At 63.1% G+C, this 20,170-nt stretch carries 15 protein-coding genes; 10 read left to right on the top strand and 5 right to left on the bottom strand.

Annotated features, from left to right (window positions below):
* Positions 1-75: zinc-ribbon domain-containing protein (locus tag AC1VS5_RS07090; RefSeq protein WP_481218186.1), on the bottom strand; the 75-nt coding region annotated here is incomplete at its 3' end.
* A gap of 202 nt (positions 76-277) precedes the next feature.
* On the opposite strand from AC1VS5_RS07090, the gene AC1VS5_RS07085 reads away from it, so the two are divergent.
* Positions 278-544 carry a hypothetical protein gene (locus tag AC1VS5_RS07085; RefSeq protein WP_276868708.1) on the top strand — a complete coding sequence of 89 codons (267 nt, stop codon included), beginning with the start codon at positions 278-280 and terminating at the stop codon, positions 542-544.
* 340 nt (positions 545-884) lie between these two features.
* On the opposite strand, the gene AC1VS5_RS07080 is transcribed toward AC1VS5_RS07085, so the two are convergent.
* The gene (locus AC1VS5_RS07080; RefSeq protein WP_481218185.1) at positions 885-2,291 is read right to left on the bottom strand and encodes an aminopeptidase; all 1,407 of its coding nucleotides are present in this window, start codon (positions 2,289-2,291) and stop codon (positions 885-887) included.
* 349 nt (positions 2,292-2,640) lie between these two features.
* Between AC1VS5_RS07080 and AC1VS5_RS07075 the strand changes: the two genes are divergently transcribed.
* Together AC1VS5_RS07075 and AC1VS5_RS07070 are read left to right on the top strand one after the other, a co-directional pair.
* The gene (locus tag AC1VS5_RS07075) at positions 2,641-3,612 is read left to right on the top strand and encodes a DUF1848 domain-containing protein (RefSeq protein ID WP_481218184.1); all 972 of its coding nucleotides are present in this window, start codon (positions 2,641-2,643) and stop codon (positions 3,610-3,612) included.
* 374 nt (positions 3,613-3,986) lie between these two features.
* Positions 3,987-5,444, top strand: a complete 1,458-nt coding sequence (locus AC1VS5_RS07070; RefSeq protein ID WP_481218183.1) for an aminoacyl-histidine dipeptidase — start codon at positions 3,987-3,989, stop codon at positions 5,442-5,444.
* A 123-nt stretch (positions 5,445-5,567) separates the two neighbouring features.
* Here AC1VS5_RS07070 and AC1VS5_RS07065 read toward each other — a convergent pair whose 3' ends face one another.
* Positions 5,568-8,717, bottom strand: a complete 3,150-nt coding sequence (locus AC1VS5_RS07065; protein ID WP_481218182.1) for a vWA domain-containing protein — start codon at positions 8,715-8,717, stop codon at positions 5,568-5,570.
* Between the two features lie 586 nt (positions 8,718-9,303).
* On the opposite strand from AC1VS5_RS07065, the gene polA reads away from it, so the two are divergent.
* Complete coding sequence (gene polA, locus AC1VS5_RS07060; RefSeq protein WP_481218181.1) at positions 9,304-12,099, top strand: DNA polymerase I; 2,796 nt, start codon at positions 9,304-9,306, stop codon at positions 12,097-12,099.
* Between the two features lie 431 nt (positions 12,100-12,530).
* Here polA and AC1VS5_RS07055 read toward each other — a convergent pair whose 3' ends face one another.
* Positions 12,531-13,376, bottom strand: a complete 846-nt coding sequence (locus AC1VS5_RS07055) for an HAD family hydrolase (protein ID WP_481218180.1) — start codon at positions 13,374-13,376, stop codon at positions 12,531-12,533.
* A 705-nt stretch (positions 13,377-14,081) separates the two neighbouring features.
* Between AC1VS5_RS07055 and AC1VS5_RS07050 the strand changes: the two genes are divergently transcribed.
* The 6 genes from AC1VS5_RS07050 to AC1VS5_RS07025 all read left to right on the top strand — a co-directional run bounded on the left by AC1VS5_RS07050 (position 14,082) and on the right by AC1VS5_RS07025 (position 18,806).
* Positions 14,082-15,314, top strand: coding sequence for an argininosuccinate synthase (locus AC1VS5_RS07050; protein ID WP_481218179.1), 1,233 nt, complete (start codon positions 14,082-14,084; stop codon positions 15,312-15,314).
* Positions 15,315-15,518: 204 nt separating this feature from the next.
* Positions 15,519-15,734, top strand: coding sequence for a hypothetical protein (locus AC1VS5_RS07045; protein WP_481218178.1), 216 nt, complete (start codon positions 15,519-15,521; stop codon positions 15,732-15,734).
* A gap of 19 nt (positions 15,735-15,753) precedes the next feature.
* On the top strand, positions 15,754-17,193 hold the full coding sequence (argH, locus tag AC1VS5_RS07040; protein WP_481218177.1) for an argininosuccinate lyase: 1,440 nt from the start codon (positions 15,754-15,756) through the stop codon (positions 17,191-17,193).
* Between the two features lie 187 nt (positions 17,194-17,380).
* The gene (locus AC1VS5_RS07035) at positions 17,381-17,737 is read left to right on the top strand and encodes a PadR family transcriptional regulator (RefSeq protein ID WP_481218176.1); all 357 of its coding nucleotides are present in this window, start codon (positions 17,381-17,383) and stop codon (positions 17,735-17,737) included.
* Positions 17,730-18,446, top strand: coding sequence for a DUF1700 domain-containing protein (locus AC1VS5_RS07030; RefSeq protein WP_481218175.1), 717 nt, complete (start codon positions 17,730-17,732; stop codon positions 18,444-18,446). The genes AC1VS5_RS07035 and AC1VS5_RS07030 overlap by 8 nt, the downstream gene beginning before the upstream one ends.
* A gap of 81 nt (positions 18,447-18,527) precedes the next feature.
* Positions 18,528-18,806, top strand: coding sequence for a hypothetical protein (locus tag AC1VS5_RS07025; protein WP_204666774.1), 279 nt, complete (start codon positions 18,528-18,530; stop codon positions 18,804-18,806).
* A gap of 72 nt (positions 18,807-18,878) precedes the next feature.
* On the opposite strand, the gene AC1VS5_RS07020 is transcribed toward AC1VS5_RS07025, so the two are convergent.
* Positions 18,879-20,057, bottom strand: coding sequence for a cation diffusion facilitator family transporter (locus AC1VS5_RS07020; RefSeq protein WP_481218174.1), 1,179 nt, complete (start codon positions 20,055-20,057; stop codon positions 18,879-18,881).
* Positions 20,058-20,170 lie beyond the last annotated feature (113 nt).

Genomic DNA, 20,170 nt, shown 5'->3' with positions numbered 1-20,170 from the left:
GCCTACCGGTGCTCCGCAGCGGGAGCAAAACCTCGAATCATCGGGTAGCTGGTTGCCGCATTGCGTGCAGAACATGGCGCCTCCTTCTTCGGGGACAGGCCCCGATTTCTGAATCAATCGAGTTATCTGCCATGGTACCTCAGGTGCAGGGTGAGGGGTTGCCGGTTTTCGCTTGGCGCGGGGGCCGTGCCGCCGACTGGCTCGAAATAACGTATCCCTACCCGGTGGGGTATGATGGGCAGAAGCAATTCTCCAACCGACTGAGAAGAGGGGCACGATGGCCAAAAAGAACGCTCAGAGAAAAGACGATTCCGAGCGTCCCGCCGAGCGGCCCAGGCGTTCGATGCCCCGCTGGCTTCGCCGCGCCATTTGCTTTGCCGGCTCGGTCTTCCTTATGTTCTGCGCTGTTTATATGTTCTTCATCATGGTCATCGAGGGCTACGGTCTTCCTATCGGCATCGTGGGCACCATCGTTTTTTCTGCAATGGCGATACATCTCTTTCGCGCTGGTTTGACCGACGGCCAATGGCGCGTGGAGCACTGAGGGCCTAATTCCAAAAAACGCGGAAATGAGCAGCCATGCCGATGTGCGGGCACGATTTCTCTTGGCTTGCTGGCCGCGCATCCCCCGTATGCAGGTGTGCTCCTCGTTACGGCGCTTGGCGCCGCGCCACTGCGCTCAGGAAGGGAAATCGTTCACAAACTTGCTGACAATCGTTCATGAACCTGCTGAATGCGGCGTATTTGTCGCACTCAGCAAGTTCATGAACGAATAGGTGCGCTTTGGTTCCCCGTATAAAAACGGGCCCGACGGAGAATCCGCCGGGCCCATGCTTCTTGCATGCGTTGCGTTCGGGAGCGCGCTCTCGTGTCAAGTGGCGCTGTTAGGCGCGCTTGATAAACGCCCGATAGCCCTTGAAGGCTTCGTAGATGTCTGCCTTGTTGGCAACTTCCCACAGCGAGTGCATCGAGAGGACGGCCACGCCGGAGTCGATCACCTGCATGCCGTATTCAGCGAGGATATAGGCGATCGTACCGCCGCCGCCCGCGCCGATGCGGCCGAGCTCGCAGGTCTGGAAGGCCACGCCGGCCTCGTCCATGATGTCGCGGATGAGCGCGAGGTACTCGGCGTCGGCGTCGTTGGAGCCGCTCTTGCCGCGCGCGCCCGTGAACTTGTTGAAGCAGAGGCCGTGGCCCATGATGGCGGCATTCTTCTTCTCAAAGCGGTCGGCGTAGAGCTGGTCGAACCCGGCGGAAACGTCGGAGGAGAGCATGCGGCTCGCAGCCAGGCAGCGGCGGAGCGCCAGCGGGCTCTCGAGACCCGCGAGGGCGAGCACCTCGGCCATGGCGTTCTCAAAGAAACGGCTCGTCATACCGGTTGCGCCCACCGAGCCGATCTCTTCCTTGTCGCAGAGCAGGCATACGCTCGTGCGCTCGACCTCGGGCACCGCGAGCTGCGCGGCAAGGGAGGTGTAGGCGCAGACGCGGTCGTCCTGGCCGTACCCTAAGATCATGGAGCGGTCGAGCCCCATCTCGCGCGCAGCGCCGGCGGGCACCACCTCGAGCTCGGCGGAGAGGAAGTCCTCTTCGTCGATGCCGTACTTCTCGGTGAGGACATCGAGAAGCATCTGCTTCACGGGCTCCTTGGGTGCCTCGGCATCCTCGTCGCCCTCGCTCGAGATCACGACGGGGCGGCCGCCCACGATCACATCGAGGTTCTCATGGTCGACGGCTTCGGAAGCGGGCTTCTTCATCTGATCGCTCGCGAGATGGATGAGCAGGTCGGAGATGCAGAACACGGGGTCGGTGGCATCCTCGCCCACGCAGACATCGACCGTGGTGCCGTCCTTCTTGCACACGACGCCATGGATGGCGAGCGGGGTGGCTACCCAGTGGTAGGCCTTCACGCCGCCGTAGTAGTGGGTGTCGAGGTAGGCCATATCGCCGGCCTCGTACAGCGGGTTCTGCTTGATATCGAGGCGCGGGCTGTCGATATGCGCGCCCAGGATGTTCACACCCTCTTCGAGCGGGGCGGTGCCCAGGTTCACGAGCATGAGGGTCTTCTTGTGGTTCACGGCGTAAACCTTGTCGCCGGGCTTGAGGGCACGTCCCTCGGCCACAGCGTCCTCGAGGTTTACGTAGCCGGCTGCCTCGGCGAGGGCGACGGATGCGGTCACGCATTCACGCTCGGTTTTGTTCTGGCTGATGAAGGCGCGGTAGTCGCCGCAGAGCTGCTCAAGCTCGGCAAGCGCTGCGTCACCGTATGCCTTCCATGCGTTCGGACGTTCCATGGGGGGTCCTTTCTTACGTTATTGTATGGCCGAGTGCCATGGTAGCACGGCGATGTGTTCGTCAGGCGAAGGTTGCGCGCTGATTATATATACGAACAAATGTTCCAAATGCTTGCTATACTTGACGTGGAATATGGAGTGGACGGCGTGAGGGCAGGTGCAAAATGCCTGGGAGCATGGGGTAATTTGCATATTGTGCAAATTGCTCTCTGTGTCGTTTCTGCTGGTAGCGGCTAGTAATATGCATTTTTTGCATAGTACTCATGCCGGACGGACGGCTCAGTTGTCTCATTTTTTTGCGACAGCTGGGCGCGTAAGGTACGGGCACCGTGATGGGAGGTGAGCGCGCATGATCATCAACACAGGCGGGCGGACGGATACCGTGCAGTATTACACGGAGTGGCTGCTCAGACGGTTTGCCGAGGGATATGTGCTGGTGCGAAATCCGCGCTTTCCAGAGAGGGTCACGCGCTACGAGCTCGATCCTGCGGTAGTGGACTGCGTCGTGTTCTGCTCTAAGAACTACGCGCCTATCCTGCCGCGCCTGCACGAGATCACGGACCGCTTTAACACGTACTTCTTCTACACCATCACCGCGTACGGGCGCGATATGGAGCCCGGGGTTCCGGATATCGATGCGAGCATCGAGACGCTCATCGAGCTCGAGCGTATCGTAGGGCGTGAGCGGATCGTCTGGCGCTATGACCCGGTGCTTCTGAGCGAACGCTACACCACGGAGGCGCATCGGCGCACCTTTGATGACACGGCCCGTCGCCTAGCGCCGCATGTGAGCCGGTGCGTGTTCAGCTTTGTGGAGCCGTACCGCAAGCTCGACCGGAACATGCCGGAGCTTTTGCCCCTTATGGAGGAGGAGCGCTTCTACATGGCGGAGCTCTTGGGCGGCATCGCGCGCGAGCACGGGCTGCGCCTGCAGGCGTGCGCGACGCGGGAAGACTTTTCTGCCTACGGGGTTGAGCGGGCAGGTTGCGTGACCTTGGAAGCGCTCGGTGCGGCGAACGGTGCCACGTTCAGGAAGCTTGCGCACCGCGGCATGCGCGAAGGCTGTGCCTGCATGGAGATGCGCGATATCGGGGCGTATAACAGCTGCCCCAACGGGTGCCGGTACTGCTATGCGAATGCCGATGCCTGCGGGGCGGCGCGGACCTATCGTGAGCAGCATGACCCGGCGTCCCCGCTCATGCTGGGGCACTTGAGGCCAGGCGACGTGGTGACGCAGGCGACGCAGCGGAGCTATCTTGCGGCAGGGGTGCGGGCGGCGCGTCGGGCTGTCGCGCCGGGGCAGGAGCGGCTTGAGTTGTAGGGCGGTTTTTATAGAGCGGATTTGGCTACTGCGCTTCGAGCGAGCAATGCACGTGAATCGGGCGCACCGGGTGTCCACGTTTCAGAAAATGATTCAGGAGCACCGGGTGTCTACGATTCACGTCTCTGGCAGATGGAAGGGCGCTGCATGGTTCTCCCGCGTTTCCCGCGCGACCGCGCTATGTGCAGAAAATGTATAGAAGCAGCGTCCTTTTGCATAGGCGGTACCGTATCCAGCCGCAGTCCAGCCGTTCGCGCATTCCGATGCGCGCCCGTGCCTGCTTATGCCATCATTGGGGTATACAGGTAGAAGTCGTTTCGAGCGCGTCGTTTTCTGCGATGCGCAGACGAGCGCCATCGACCAAGGAGGAATGCATGGAATACAAGATTACGGGATACCAGCCCGAAAAGCTCTTCCATTTTTTTGAGGAGATCAGCGCCATCCCGCGCGGCTCGGGTAACGAAAAGGGCATCAGCGATTACCTCGTGGCCTTCGCCAAAGACCACAACCTCGACGTCTACCAGGACGAGGTCTATAACGTCATCATCAAGAAGCCCGCGAGCGCCGGTGCCGAGGCCGCCGCGCCCGTCATGATGCAGGGCCACATCGATATGGTGTGCGACAAGCTTGCCAGTGTCGAGCACGACTTCGAGAAGGACGGCCTGGACCTCATCGTCAAGGACGGCGTTCTTACCGCTAACGGCACCACCCTCGGCGCGGACAACGGCATCGCCGTGGCGCTCATGATGACGGTGCTCGACGACGACGCCCTCGCGCACCCTGCGCTCGAGTGCGTGTTCACCACCGACGAGGAGACCGGCCTCGTTGGCGCCGAGACCCTCGATAAGTCCAAGATCGACGCTCGCATCATGATCAACCTCGACTCCGAGGAGGAGGGCGTCGCCACCGTCAGCTGCGCCGGCGGCGTGGTCGCAACGCTCACGCGCTCCATCACGCGTGAGCACATGCAGGGCTCCACGGTAACCCTCGAGGTCTCCGGCCTCATGGGCGGCCACTCCGGCTCCGACATTCATCTGGAGCGCGGCAACGGCGACCTCATCCTCGCCCGCATCGTCGAGAAACTCATGCGTACCGGCGAGCCGCATCTCGTGAGCCTCTCCGGCGGCACTAAGGACAACGCCATCAACCGCGAGGCCACCGCGGTCGTTGCCTATGTTGATGCCGAGAGCGCGCAGCAGGCCGTCGAGGTCGCGAGCGCCCTCATCGCCGACATCAAGGCCGAGCTCGAGGTCTTCGACCCCGGCTTCACCTGCACCGTTACCGTTGCGGACGGTGTCGAGGTCGACGCGATGAGCGACGCCGACGCGCGCGCCTTCATCGGCGCCCTGCGCATCGCCCCGAACGGCGTCATGCGCCGCAACGTCGCCGCCGACGGCGCGGTGGAGGTGTCTTCCAACATCGGTGTGGTCATCACCGAGGACGCCAAGGTCACCTTCCTGCTCTCGCCGCGCTCGTCCATCGCATCGCTCCAGGAAGACGTCAAGGACCGCATCCAGACGCTCGCCGACGCCTTCGGCTTCGATGCGCGCTTTGAGAACGAGTACCCAGGCTGGAGCTACACGCCCCATTCGCACGTGCGCGACGTCTTCCAGGAGGCCTATCGCGAGCTCTTCGGCACCGAGCTCAAGATCGAGTCGATCCACGCCGGCCTGGAGTGCGGCCTCTTCGCCGAGGCGCTGCCCGGCCTCGATGCGATTGCTGTGGGCCCGACCCTCTCCGACGTGCACACGCCGGACGAGAGCATGGAGCTCGCCTCTTCTGAGCGCTTCTACGAGCTGCTCGTCGACGTGCTTGCCCGCCTCGCGAAGTAGCTGATGCGCGAATAGCGCTGCCCGCCCGGCATGGCGAGGCCGATTCGTAAGACGCCGCCCCGGCACCCTGTGTGCCGAGGCGGCGTTTGCATGCTCTGGGGCGGCGCTGCCGCAGGCACACTCTTACTTGCGGCGATTGATGAGCGCGATGCCCGCCGCGCATGCCGCAATGCCTGCGATTCCGAGCACGGCAGCGAATGCGGGCCCGTTGGGGTCGCCTGTGCCAGCGAGGGCCTTGGATGAGTTCGAGGCGCCCTGGCTGGCGTTCGCGGAGTCTTTGCCGCCCGCGCTCGTTCCAGCAGACGGGGAGCCGCTACCCGAGTTGCCCCCGGTTCCCTGATCGGGGTCGGCGGGAGTAGAGGGGTCGCTCGGATCTTCCGGATCGGGTTTCCCGGGCTCCTCCGGGTCCGGATCTTCCGTGCCGGGCTCGCCTGGTTCGGGCTCCTGCCGCTCTTCTTCGAAACGATACGACCCATTGTTGCCGAGTGCGGCGGAGAGCACGAGTCTTCCATCCGTCTGCAATCCGGTAAGCGATTGGCTGTACGATGCGGTGCCGGTTGCGTTGGTCGCCTTCGCCGTTGTAGCGACGGCCGAGCTGCTCGAGCTCGCCGGCGTTCCCTTGGCAAGCTCATAGCGCCCGTCGTCCCCTACGTGCCAAGAGGGGTGCTCCTCTTCGGCAACCTGATAGGGGCGGACCGCGTCGAACGCTTCCGCCGCCGCGGTTCCATCGCTGCCGGAAAAGTTGGCGCGATAGACGGTGGTCATGTAGTAGAGCGTTTCGCCCGCCCGCGGCGCGCGCGTGAGCGGCACAAGGTCGCTCGGTGCGGGGAGGCTGCCGGCGGGCAGTTGCACTCCCGGCGCGATCGTATAGAGCGGCTGGTTCTGTGCGAGCACGTAGGCGCTGTTGTCGCTGGCTGCTGTGCCGGTAACAACGGTCTTTGCCTGCGCGCCGTCGCCAGAGCCCTCCACCGAAAGCGCGGTTACGGCGAGGTTGCCCGCAGCGTCTTCGTATCCAGCTGCCCCAAGCTCCGCTTCGATTTCGTCCCGCGTCGCCTCCCCGCTGCGCGCGCGTTCGATTGCTTCGCGCACCTCAGGGCGCGGGGCTACCTCGAAGACCAGGCGCAATGGGCTTAAGGCATCCGCGCCGTCGATCGACATGGTTGCTCCGCCGTCGGCATGGAGCGTGATATCGGTGCGCAGCGCCGGTACGGCGTCTGCGGGAATCGAGAGATAAACGGTTTGGCCATGCGAAACGAGATCGGTCTCGACGGCGATGTAGAAGTCGTAGAGCGCGACGTCGCCGCCCGTGTAGAAGTTGGGCAGGTTGCCGATGTAGAGATAGGTCTCGCATATGGCGGTTGCTCCCGCCGCACGGGCGCGATCGATGCGCTCCTGGGTCTGGGCGTCGGCAGAGCCCGTGGCGATGGCGTCGATTTCGCGCTGCGTGGCGAAGCGATAGGGGAGGCCGTTGTCGCCCGCGACCATGTGGTGGTCGGCGTCGATGTACCAAGAAACCCGGTTCGAGAACGCTCCGCTTGCTGCATCGTAGGAAACCTGGCCGTCCGCCATGGCCTCGTAGAATAGGTTGTACGCGTCGTAGCCCAGGTGGTAGCGCTGGTTGATGCTGTTGATCAGATAGTCGAACTCATGGGTTGCGCCGGTAAGATCGCTTGGGTCCTGCAGGCTTATCTGGATGGCCTGCGCGGCGAGCGAGCCGGTGAGCAGGGTATCTCCATATTGCACGCCCGCTATCGACGCGACCTCCATGCCCGCGCCCACCGCGCTGTGCGCCTCGATGCGATTGCTTCCTGCAAGCGCGTCGTCGGCATCGACGGGAGAGGTGTAGCGAACGTCGAACACCTCGTCGAGTGCAGATGCGAACGCCCAGTTTACGGCTGATGCGCTGCGTGAAGAGTAATAGCGGTGCACGCTGCTCAAGGTCACGGGGTCGCCCTCATCGAGGAGGCCCTCAATTACCGGTAGCTCGACGGGCTCTGCCACGATGCCCGACCCGCTCGATCCGTAGAGCTCGAGCGTCACGGCGGAATCACCCTGCCCGGCCGCCTGGGCGTAGGCGCGGGCGGCTTGCGCGAGGTTCTCCTTCAGATTGACGGAGCGTCCGCCTACCGTAGCCGTGAGATCGCGCTCGGCCTGGCCATCTGCCGTGTCGAGCAGGTATGCGACGGCATCAGTGGTGTCGATGCCGGTCGTATAGACGGTGAGCCGGTCCCCGCCCTGCGCATAGGCATCGTCCACGCGCTGCTGCACCGAGCGCATGGTGAGCATGGTGGCGAGCATGCTGTCTGTCCCATAGCCGGTTTCGCGCGTGCCGGGAAGCGGCCCTAGGAAGCCGGTCGTTTCTCCTGTGTAAGCCGGCGGATGTTCAATGTTGGTGCTTGCCATGGGCGGGTTCTCCGCACCCATGATGATGAGCTCGGGAGAGCGGTCTTGGGCGCCCGCCGCGCCTGCCTCGGAAAGCATATCGCCGGCGAGGTAGATGCCGCGCTGGAGATACGATCCGCCGGTAAGGCGAGCGCTTGCGGTGGTGCCTGCGCCGTCTACCATGCTGGCCGTTACGTTGATGGTGCGCGACGAGGCGTCGTAGCTCAGATAGGTGCCGTCGTGTGCGGGCCGGTAGGTGGCAAGCGGCATGAGGGCGGTCACCTCGGATGAATAGCCGACGACTGCGACGCGCGTGGGATTTGCATTGGAATCGCCGTTTTCTGCCATGAGGCGCCCGATGGCACTGTTCAAAGCCGAGACCACGTAGTCGGCATAAGGGCGCTCCGCATAGGTCATGCTGCCGAGCACGCTGTTCAGGCTCACCACGAATATGACGTCATGGCCGCCGCCGTCCTGCTCGTGGACGGACGCGGTCTGCGCTATGGCCGAGATGCCCACGAGAAAGTCGTTTTCGGGGTCCTTGAAGGAGCTCGCTGCCACGCCCGCGGCCTCCGCAGACGCTGCATCGGAATAAACCGAGGCGTCGACCCAGATGCGCCCGGCATGTTCTGTGCTGTAGGTGCCATCTTGTTCCCCCGCACCGAGAAAGTCTTTCCATGTGGAGGCGGTGTCGGGGTCGGCGAGCTTGGTCGTGCCCGTTATCGCGGCATCGCTCTCATTTTGAGAGTTATTGGGGGATGAGGTGCCGTTTTGGGTGGCGCTTGATGGGTTGGGGCGCGCCGACGCAGGGGCGCCGGCAACGAAAAAGAGCGTGGCGGCCATGCCGAGGGCAAAGACGATGCGGGCAAGGTGACGGATAGAGCGGGCCATGGGACCTCGATTCTAGGCGGCGCGAAAGAACGGGGCGAGCCCGTCGACGGTCCGTCGCCCGACGTAGTTGCTCTTCGCTTACCCGTTCCGCCTGCTCATATGCCGGGGTTTATGTCGCCGGGGCTCGGTTAAGTAAATCGCAAGAAGTGTGCGGGCCCCGGTGCGTAAATGGGTCAAAATGGGACGGGTTCGTTTTGACTGCCTCGGTGGGCGCGTCGTGCTCTGGCTGGCTGCGTCGACCGTCTTGCATGCCGAATTACGCAGCAAGAGCTTGATTTGAGCCTCTTATTGCGTAATTCGGCATGTAAGATGGCGCCACGTTTGTTGAGGAGCTGCGCGCAAGCCGCATGTGAGCACCGCGCGCCCTGTTCGTCGCGATTACGAGTCAAAACAGCCCCGTCCCATTTTGGCGCGTCCCACTTTGGCACACTTTGATGCCATGGACGGAATGAGTCAAAACAGACACGTCCCATTTTGACCCATTTTGACCACTTTGAGGCGGCCTGTGTTTACGCTGAGAACCCCCTCGCGTATGTCCACACGGGCGGGTAGACTGGTGTCAGCCAAGTTCCAGAGAGGATGCTCCATGTCTGATACCGCTCAAGCGCCCCAGAGCCCGGATCGTCGCACGTTCGCCGTCGTTGACGGCAACTCGCTCATGCACCGCGCGTTTCATGCCGTGCCCCCAACCATGAACGCGCCGGATGGCCGTCCTACGAATGCTATCTTCGGGTTTCTCAACATGTTCCTGAAGATGATTGATGCCTTCCGTCCCGATGGCGTGGCGGTTGCCTTTGATAAGGGCAAGCCGCGCGTGCGCATGGAAATGCTTCCGCAATACAAGGCGCAGCGTCCGCCCATGGACCCCGATCTGCGTACGCAGTTCCCCATGATCAAGGAGCTGCTGCAAAAGATCGAGGTGCCCATCCTCGAGGCCGAGGGATGGGAGGGCGACGACATCCTCGGTACGCTCGCGCGCGCGGGCGAAGCCGCCGGTTGCGACATGCTCCTCATCACCGGAGATCGCGATATGTACCAGCTCACCACCGGACACGTGAAGGTCGTGGGCACCAAGAAGGGCCTTTCGGACGTCCAGATCATGACGCCCGAGACGGTCGAGGACCTCTACCATGGCATCACCCCCGAGCTCGTGCCCGATTTCTACGGCCTCAAGGGCGACACCTCTGACAACATTCCGGGCGTGCCGGGTATCGGCCCAAAGAAGGCGAGCGCCCTTATCGCGCAGTACGGCAGCCTTGACGAGGTCATCGCCCATGCGGATGAGGTCAAGGGCAAGATGGGCGAGAACCTGCGTGCGCATATCGACGACGCCCTGCTCTCGCGCAAGGTGGCGACCATCCAGACGAACGCACCGGTCGAGCTCGACTTCGAACACACGGCGTTTCCCGCCTACGATGCCCAGATGCTGGCCGAGGCGCTTGGAGCGCTGGGCATCATGTCGATCCAGAACCGCTTCTTGGCACTGCTCGGCGAGGGCGGCGCTGCCGGTGCGGCTCCATCTGCGTTCGAGCTGCCATCGCCGATCGTGGTGAACAGCGATGCGGCAGAGAGCCTCGAGGCTGCGCTCGCGGAGCTCTCGCGCGCCGTTGAGGCGGGCGAGTGGGTTGCCGCCACGGTGGACGATGACAAGGAGGCCGACGCGCTCTTCGGGCTTACGAGAACGCTGTGGGTCGCGGCGGGCGGGAAGCTGCTCGCATTCGAGGAGCCTTCCGGCGCGAGCCTGTCGCCCCATTCCGCGAGCCTGCTCGCCGCTGCCGGCATCGATGGCGCGAACGGCCTCATCGCGGGCGTCTTGCAGTACCTGTTCGAGACGGGCCTCGTCGCCTCGCCGGATATCAAGGCGCTGCTTCATGAGCTTTCGCCCATCGATTCGAGCGAGCCCGAGCTCATGGACCCGCTCGCGGTGGATCCGAAGCGCATTTTCGATACCGTGGTCGCGGCTTATCTGCTCGACTCGGTGCGCTCCGATTTTGGCGATGCCTATATCGCGGACACCTATGTGGGAAAGGCCCTGCCTGCCGCGCAAGGCGAGGAGGGCGCCGCCGACGACGCGCCCGTTGCGGCGGCTCGGTCGGTCGCCGTGGCGCTCGCCGCGGTGCAGCCGCTCGCGAAGGCGCTCGAGGAGCAGGATGCCGCCGACATCTTCCAAGAGATCGAGATGCCGCTCGTGCCTGTGCTCGCCTCGATGGAGCGCACGGGCATGTATGTGGATCCCGACCGCTTGCATGCCCTTGCGGAGGGGCTCGGCGGCCAGATCGACGAACTTGCCGGCCGCATCCGCAAGATGGCGGGCGACGAGACCTTCAACATCGCGAGCCCCATGCAGCTCAGCCACATCCTTTTCGATGTGATGGGCCTGCCTACCAAGGGCCTTAAGAAGACGCACCGCGGGTACTATTCCACGAATGCGCGCGTGCTCGAGGAGCTTGCGCGCGATAACGAGTTCGTGCGCCTCGTTCTCGAGTATCGCGAGAAGACCAAGATCAAGTCGACCTATCTCGACACGCTGGGGGCGCTGCGCCGTTTCGACGGGCGCGTTCATACCACCTATAACCAGACCATTACCGCTACGGGCCGCCTTTCGAGCTCGAACCCCAATCTGCAGAACATCCCCACGCGCTCAGAGCTGGGGCATACGGTCAAGACGGCGTTCTCGGTGGCGCCGGGGTGCGTGTTCCTTGCGGTGGACTACTCCCAGATCGAGCTTCGACTGCTCGCGCACCTTTCGGCCGATGAGCACCTGGTGGCAGCGTTCAACGAGGGCGAGGACTTCCATGCCGAGACGGCGGCGCGCGTGTTTGGCGTGCCGGTTGATGAGGTCACGCCGCAGCTGCGGAGCCGTGCCAAGGCGGTGAACTTCGGTATCGTTTACGGCCAGCAGGCTTATGGGCTCTCGCAGTCGCTCGATATCCCCATGGCCGAGGCGCGCGAGATGATCGACCGCTACTTTGAGGCGTATCCCGGCGTCCGGACGTACCTCGACCGTACGGTGGCCGAGGCCAAGCGCACGGGCTATGCCGAGACCATGTACGGACGCCGCCGCCCCATACCGGAGCTTAAGATGCGCAATCCAGCCCAGCGAAGTTTTGGCGAGCGCACTGCTATGAACCATCCCATGCAGGGCACGGCGGCGGACATCATCAAGATCGCCATGGCGCGCGTGGCGCGGCGCATGCGCGACGAGGGGTTCCGCGCCCGCATGATCTTGCAGGTGCACGACGAACTTGATTTTGAGTGCCCGGAAGACGAGGTGGAGGCGCTTACCGCGCTCGTGCGGGAGGTCATGGAGGGTGTCGTGGAGCTTCGCGTGCCCCTCATCGCCGATGCATCGAGTGGCACCACCTGGGCCGACGCGAAGTAGTATGGGGCGAGGCGGGTGTAGCCCCGCTTGCGTGAGCAGGGCATTTGCGCGGCCCGCGCTTCATCGATGGTTTGCTCGATCGCCGCGTGCATGCCGTCAAGACGCCCCGGGACATCTTGACGGCGCGATTGGTATACAGGATGTTCCATGCGAGCGGGCTGGATGCTGCACGTCGGGGCTGGCTGGTCGCCGGCGTGCAGACACGGCGTAAGCCATGCTGAAAAAGACGCTGCGCTGTCCGGCTCGAACGCGATTGCAGCTTTTGGGCACTACTTCGCATGGGGTCCGGGTAGACACGCGATAGTCCGGAAGGCACCAGCGGTCTGAGCTGCGCTTTCTATCGCCGGGCGTTCAGCCTTACCCGCCGTTCTCTCCCGCAAGTGTCCAAAAGCTGCATTCTCGCTCGTGCGGATGTCGGCAGTGACCGTAGCCTAGCAGCCCTTTGCGGCGAGAATCGCCTCGATGAGCGCGGCGACGCCGCGATCGTTGTTGCTCGGTATGAGGTAGCGGGCGTGGTCGTGCATGTGCTCGGCAGCATTGGCGACAACGAAGCTATGGCCGGCCGCCTCGAGCATCTCGATGTCGTTGTAGGTATCGCCCACAGCGGCTGCATCGGCGATGTCGATGCCGAGCCGACCGCATAGATGGCGCAGCCCCGCGCCCTTGTTGACGCCCTTGTTCATGAAGTCGATCCACTCTGCACCGGCGCAGGTGACATCAAGGCGCTCACCGAAGGCGGGGGCAAAGGTCTGTTCGTAAACGGAGCGGCTGTTGCCATCGGGGAGGTAGATGGTGAACTTGTTTGCCTCAACGTTGATGTCGTCGAGTGAGTCGACGTAATTAATGGTCTTGTAGTATTCACTCAGCGACCCATGGTAGGCATGACCGCTTGCCGTTACGTAAGCTTCGTCAAACGCGCAGAGCACCGGCACGCCTGAGCCATCGGCTATCGTCACGGCGGCAATCTCGTGGTACAAGGTCGGCTCAATAAGCTCTTTATGGACGATCTCGTCGCGATAGATGATTGAGGCCCCGTTGTCTGCGCAGAATGCCATATCGTGACGGTGCTCGGGGAACATGAGCTGAAGCGTGGGGCCGGGGCGGCCGCTGGCGGGGCAGAAGAGCACCCCGGCATTCCGCAGGCGCTCGATGAGCTCGGGCATGTTCTCGGGCTGGGTTTTGTCGTCTGCGAGCAGCGTGCTGTCCATGTCGCAGGCGATGAGCCTGATGGAGCCCAGCTCGGGGTCCTGGGTAAAGTCGATAAGCGGGGAAGGCATGCCGTTCCTTTCGTATGCGGTGTTCCTGCTGCCGGGTATGGTGTCCGCGGCAAGCTGGCCGCACCGGATAGTACCATGTTTTGATTGAGGCGATTTGGGCAAGTCGGCCTGAAGCTTAGCCATTGTGGTGGAATTGGGTATGCCGGCCTAGCTTGCGCTCACCGCTCCGGTGAATTTCGATCGGCGCCAGCCCCGCTCAACCAGGGTCTGCCACAGGGCGAAACAAACGAGAAACATTGCGATTCTCGCTTGCCCGCGCGCAGATTTAGCGTAAGATACCACCCAACGCGAGCGGGCTACCGTTCGCGGATTAATGATTGCGTTTGCATACGGCGAAGGGTTCAAACGGTGCATACCGAGACGGCGACATACGAGGGCATGGCGGCTTCCGCCATTCTGCTCGGCCAGACTGCCGCCGATGCGCAGAACCGACGCCAGCGCGCAATTTCCCGACGACGATAATCGGTCGTCTCTGTTCGCGCGGCTTTCGCGCATCCCCAGAGTCCCGATAAGGTTGTCGTCGTTTCCTCCGGGTGATGTCGTTCATGCCGCGCCCCTGCGCTCATTGCTGTAGACGCACCCTTCCAGAAACAAGTACATACCGCCACCCGTCTCTTTGTCGACGCATACCTAAGGTGAGACAGGTAGCACCTCATCGGGCTCGTCCGCATCGTATTCCACATACCAAGGAAGGACGCACCCATCATGGGCAAGGAAAAGGTCGTACTCGCATATTCCGGTGGCTTGGATACCTCGGTCTGCATCAAGTGGCTGCAGGAGGAGAAGGGCCTCGATGTCATCTGCGTGCTCGGCAACGTGGGGCAGGAGCTCCATGGGCTCGAGTACAAGAAGCAGAAGGCGCTCGATCTCGGCGTCATCGATTGCCATGTGCTCGAGCTCAAAGACGAGTTCGCCGACGAGTACCTCACCAAGGCGATCGCGGCGAACTCCATGTACGAGAACAAATACCCGCTGCTTTCGGCGCTCTCCCGGCCGCTGCTCGCTTCAAAGCTCGTCGACATCGCGCACCAGTACGATGCCAAGTACGTGGCGCATGGCTGCACGGGCAAGGGTAACGACCAGGTGCGCTTCGAGGCATCGATCCTCACGCTCGATCCCGATCTTGAGGTTATCGCGCCGGTGCGCGAGTGGGATCTCAAGAGCCGTCCCGATGAGGTCGCCTATGCGCACGAGCACGGCGTTCCGGTGCCCGAGGGCGCAAACGACAATCCCTACTCCATTGATGACAACCTGTGGGGTCGCGCAATCGAATGTGGCGTGCTCGAGGATCCCTGGAACGAGCCTCCGCACGACGTGTGGGTCATGACGAAGGACCCGGAGGAGACGCCCGATACGCCGACCTACGTTGACGTTGACTTCGAGAAGGGCGTGCCCGTGGCGCTCGATGGAGAGAAGATGCCGCTCGCTGCGCTCGTCGAGAAGCTCAACCAGGTTGCCGGTGACAACGGCTATGGCCGGCTTGACCTTATGGAGAACCGCATGGTGGGCTTGAAGAGCCGCGAGTGCTACGAGGTGCCCGCCGCGCTTACCCTCATCACGGCGCACAAGGCCCTCGAGGACCTCACGCTTGAGCGCGACGTGCTTCACCAGAAGCTGTATCTCGAGCAGACCTGGGCCACCTGCGTGTACAACGGCCAGTGGTTCAGCCCGCTCAAGAAGGCGCTCGACGCCTTTATGGCCGAGACCCAGAAGTTCGTGACGGGCACGGTGCGGCTCAAGTTCTTCAAGGGGCATTGCACGGTCATGGGCCGCAAGAGCCCGTGCTCGCTCTACGATTACGGCCTGGCCACCTACGATCGCGACACGACGTTCGACGAGAAGGCCGCTGTGGGCTTCATCGAGATCGAAACGCTCTCTCTCAAGACCTGGGCGAAGATGCAGGGTCCCACCTCCCTTGCCGCCCAGAACCTTTCCTAGCCTGAGGGCTCGAACGGGCAGCCCGTATCGCGACTCTACGCGGGCTGCCCGAACGGCAAGCTTCGGTTCCGTCCGACCTGCTGTCCTTTGTTGCCGCCGTGTTCCGCGCGCCGGCTTGGACGGTCTTCGTCGCCATCATGCTTGGCGCGCCGGTTCGGGCGGTTCACCTTGATGATGATTCCAAGTGTTACCGGGAGAACTACCATGTACGGTGTGATGATTGATACGAAGAAGGCGCACGAGGTTCCCGCCTCGCTGCTCGCATGGACCGGGCGGGCGCATAAGGGGCCGAGAGCCCTTGTCGCCGGGCTCTGCGAGGGTAGCGAAGAGCCCGCGCTTTCGCTTGGCGCGAGCTATTCGCTCAAGGCGTGGACACAGGAGCTCGGCCCGCATGCGCTCGTAGCGCAGCTGGCCTGCTAGTAGATTCGGAGGTTGGCACATGGCGCTGTGGAGCGGCCGATTCGAGGAGGCTGCCGCCCCGGTGACGCAGGAATTCGGTGCGTCGCTGCCGGTAGATAAGGCGTTGTATAAGCAGGATATCGCCGGTTCGATTGCGCACGCGACGATGCTCGCGGCGCAGGGCATCATCGGCCAAGAAGACGCCGATGCCATCTGCGAAGGGCTTAAGGCCATTGAGGCGGATATCGATGCGGGTGCGTTCGTCTTTGATATCGCCGACGAGGACATTCACATGGCGATCGAAAGCGAGCTCACGCGACGCATCGGTGCGGCGGGCGGGCGGCTGCACACCGGTCGGTCTCGAAACGACCAGGTTGCCACCGACACGCGTCTCGCTGCGAAGGCGCTCGCCAAGGACCTCATGGAGGCGAATCTGAGGCTCCGCGCGGCGCTGCTCGATGCCGCTGAGGAGGCGGGCGACACGGTGCTGCCGGGCATGACGCACCTGCAGCACGCGCAGCCGGTGCTCCTCTCGCATCATCTGCTCGCCTATGTATGGATGCTCGGCCGCGACTTCACCAGGCTCTCCGCCGCCTTCGATGCCGCGGACCTTTTGCCCCTGGGCGCCGCGGCGCTCGCCGGGACCACCTATCCGCTCGACCGGCGCATGACCGCGGGGCTTCTCGGCTTCGCCGGCGTGATCGAGAACTCGCTCGATGCCGTGTCCGATCGCGACTTTCTGCTCGACCTCGAGTACGCCTGCTCCGTGATGGCGGTGCACCTCTCGCGGCTCTCCGAGGAAATCGTGCTCTGGAGCAGCCAGGAGTTCGGCTTCATCACGCTCTCGGATGCGTATTCAACCGGCTCCTCGATCATGCCGCAGAAGAAGAACCCGGATTTTGCCGAGCTCGTTCGCGGCAAGACGGGCCGCGTGGTGGGCGACCTCGTGCAGCTCTTGATGACGTGCAAGGGACTTCCCCTTGCGTACAACAAGGACATGCAGGAAGACAAAGAGGGGGCGCTCGATGCGGCGAAGACCCTTGCCCAGTGCCTTGCCGTCATGACCGGTATGGTGAGCACCTGGACCGTGAATGCGGACCGCATGCGCTCCGTGATGCACCGAGGGCACCTGGCTGCGACCGATGTTGCCGATTACCTCGCGAAGCACGGGATGCCGTTCCGCGAGGCGCATGCGGTGGTGGGCCACCTGGTGCTTGAGGCCGAAAAACAGGGGTGCGACATCTCCGAGCTTCCCTTTGAGACGTTCAAGGGGGCGAGCGATCTCTTCGGGCGCGACATCACGAAAGCGCTCGATCTCGACGCCATCGTGGCTGCCCGCACGACCGAGGGTGGGACGGCTCCCGTTGCGGTTGCCGAGCAGCTGCGGCGCGCCCGTGCCCGCTACCTTGTGGATGAGAACGCCGTCAAGCTGCTTTCTCCTGTCATCCCCATGGGTGCGCCTGCGACATGCTCGCTCTGACCCGCGCCTTTCCCTAAGCTTTCCAACTAGCCGAGCGCCCCTCCGTCATTCTGGCGGAGGGGCGCTTCTCCTTGATTGCCCCGGTCCTCCGGTGCGCATATCGCCTTGCTGTGTTTGAAATGAACTTGCTATACCGTGTGTCAACCTATACTATATAACGCATAGTATCGGTTGAAGGGAGGTATAGATGGACGCTCAGCTCAAGCGCGGTTTCTTGGAAACGTGCGTGCTCGCTACGCTGGAACGGCGCGAGTCCTATGGCTACCAGATCGTCAAAGATGTTCCACCGCTGCTCGGCCTTACCGAGTCAACGCTGTATCCCCTGCTCAAGCGGCTGGAGTCCGCCGGATGCATTACCGTGCGCTCCGCCGAGCACAATGGCCGCCTTCGCAAGTACTACCGCGTCACGCCCGCGGGCGCGGAGCGCATCGAGGAGTTTCTTGCCGAGAAATCGGACGTGATGTCCATCTACCGCTACATCGAGTTCGCCCATGGCGCCGCGGTGCCGGGCGAGGCATGCGACCAAGGAGAACGCAATGACTAAGGCAGAGTATCTGAGCCGTCTGGAAAGCCTGCTGTCCTGCTTGCCCGAGGGCCAGCGGGCGGAGTCTCTCGCGTTTTACGAGGAGATGATCCTCGATCGCATGGAGGAGGGGCTGGGTGAGGAGGAGGCGGTCTCGACGCTCGATGCGCCGGGCGTGGTCGCCGAAGCCATCCTCGACGACCTACCCGCTGTTCCGCGCGTGGTCGCAAAGACACGTCGCAAGAGCCGCGTGCTGCTGTGGGTGCTCGTCATCTTGGGCTTTCCCGTTTGGGGAGCGCTCTTGGCGGCGCTCGCGATTACCGTGCTCTCTTTTTATGCAACGGTATGGATCTTCGTCGCCGTGGTCTGGGGCCTTGCGGTCTTGCTCGTGCTGGGATGCCCTCTCTTTTTGCTGTTCGCTGTCTGCGGTTTGATCGTGGGAAATGCGCCCTACACACTGGTGGAATTCGGCGCTGCCTTGGTGGCGCTGGGGCTCGGGTTGCTGCTGGTGCGTCTTGCGTTTGAGCTCACCCGCGGCGTGGCGCTGCTTTCGGCCGCGGTCGTGCGGCGCGCCGTGTCTCCCTTCGTGAAGTGGCGCGATAGCGATGCAGACCGCGGGGGCCACGGCGGTTCGCACCACGACGGCGGGGCAGAAGCGCGCGGGGGCGACCATAGGCCCATTCCGCCTGATGAGTTTACGCGCCCGCTCGAGGCCGTTGCGCGCGGCTAAGCGGCCGGTGCGCCCGGCCAGGTTCCCGGCCTCAGGCTTCTCGCTCCTAGCAACAGATACCGTATTGGAAAGGATGCACATATGAAATCGGCATTGAATACCATGTGCTTCGTTGCGCTCGTGCTGGCGGTGCTCGGATTGGGCATGATTGGCGCTGGCTTCGTATGGTCGGGGTTTGACGCAGACGTGTTTTCCACCGGAATCGACCATGAGCGCGGCGTCATCGTGCTCGGCGGCGACGAGGTTGATCCCGATATCGACCTGCCCCTGCTCTCCCGCCTCGAGGAGTGGGGCACCTTCTGGGTTGGTTCCATCGATGATGTCGCTGCAGAGGGCGGTGTCCTCGGCCAAAGTCACTGAGCGTGGCAGGGCTCTTCTCGCAGGATGGACTTACTACTGATAAGCATGGCGGCCTCTTGCCGCGGGGTGGGTCTACTGCTGAGAGCTCACGTAGCTTTCATCGACGGTGATTTTCGCGATAGTGCGCGGGTAATGCTCCTGCACGAGGCGAGCAACGCGTTCACGCAGCTCGTCGGCCGAAAGCGCCGACCCTGCCGGGCGCACGCAGTCGAAAATGACGTTCGTATGCGTGGGGCCGGGCGCGCAGCGCAGGTCGTGAACGGTGATGCGCGGATCGATTTCTTCGACCGCATGCGAAATCCAATGGCGCATGTCGCGCACCTCGGGATCGTCGGTCACGATGGGGTCGTAGTGGAGGGTCACGATCAGGCCGTCCTCCTTCTTGAAATCCTGCTCGATGTTGTCGATGAGGTCGTGGCTTTCGAGCGGATCGGCTTCCGCAGCCATCTCGACATGGGCGCTCGCGAACTGCCGGCCGGGGCCATAGTCGTGGACCATGAGGTCGTGGGTTCCGAGCACGCCGGGGTAGGAGAGGATCTTGTCGTGGATGTGCTCGACGAGCTCGGGGCTGGGGGCCTGGCCAAGAAGCGGGCTCACCGTGTCTCGCAGCAGCCCCACGCCGCTCCAGCAGATGAACGCGCCCACGGCGAGACCCGCCCATCCGTCAAGGTCTACGCCCGTCGCCCGCGAGATGCAGGCGCAGGCGAGTACCGCCGCCGTGCTGATGACGTCGTTGCGGGAATCGACGGCCGTGGCTTCGAGCGTGTCAGAATTAATACGGCGTCCGATGGTGCGATTGAAGGCGGCCATCCAGAGCTTGACCGCAATCGAGAGCACGAGCACGGCCACGAGCGCTCCGGAGAATTCGGTAGGGCTCGGCGCGATGATCTTCTGCACGGAGCTCCAGGCAAGGTTGATCCCGATGGCGAGCACGAGCGCGGCGACCACGAGCCCGGCGAGGTATTCGTAGCGGCCGTGGCCGTATGGGTGCTCAGGGTCGGCGGGCCGGCTCGCGAGCTTGAATCCGAGGAGGCTCACGATGTTCGATGCGGCATCCGAGAGGTTGTTCACGGCATCCGCCACGATGGAGACAGAGCCCGAAACGAGTCCGATGGCGCCTTTTCCCAGACAGAGCATGACGTTGCAGATAATGCCCACGATGCCGGCGAACTGCCCATAGCGCATGCGCACGGCAGGATCGTCCGTCTGCTCGCTCATGCGCACGAAGTGGCGTACCAGCCATTCGGTCATGGTCAACTCCTCGTCGTTTTGCCGGATGCGTCCGGCGGCGGTTCATGCAAATCGCTCATCACTCTAGCACGTTGGGGGCGTTGCGGGTGGGGTGGGATCGTTTGGGCGATGCG

The organism is Enorma sp. (assembly GCF_982429025.1).
The sequence above is the reverse complement of the archived record's forward strand: the minus strand, read 5'-3'. Positions and strand labels throughout refer to the sequence as shown.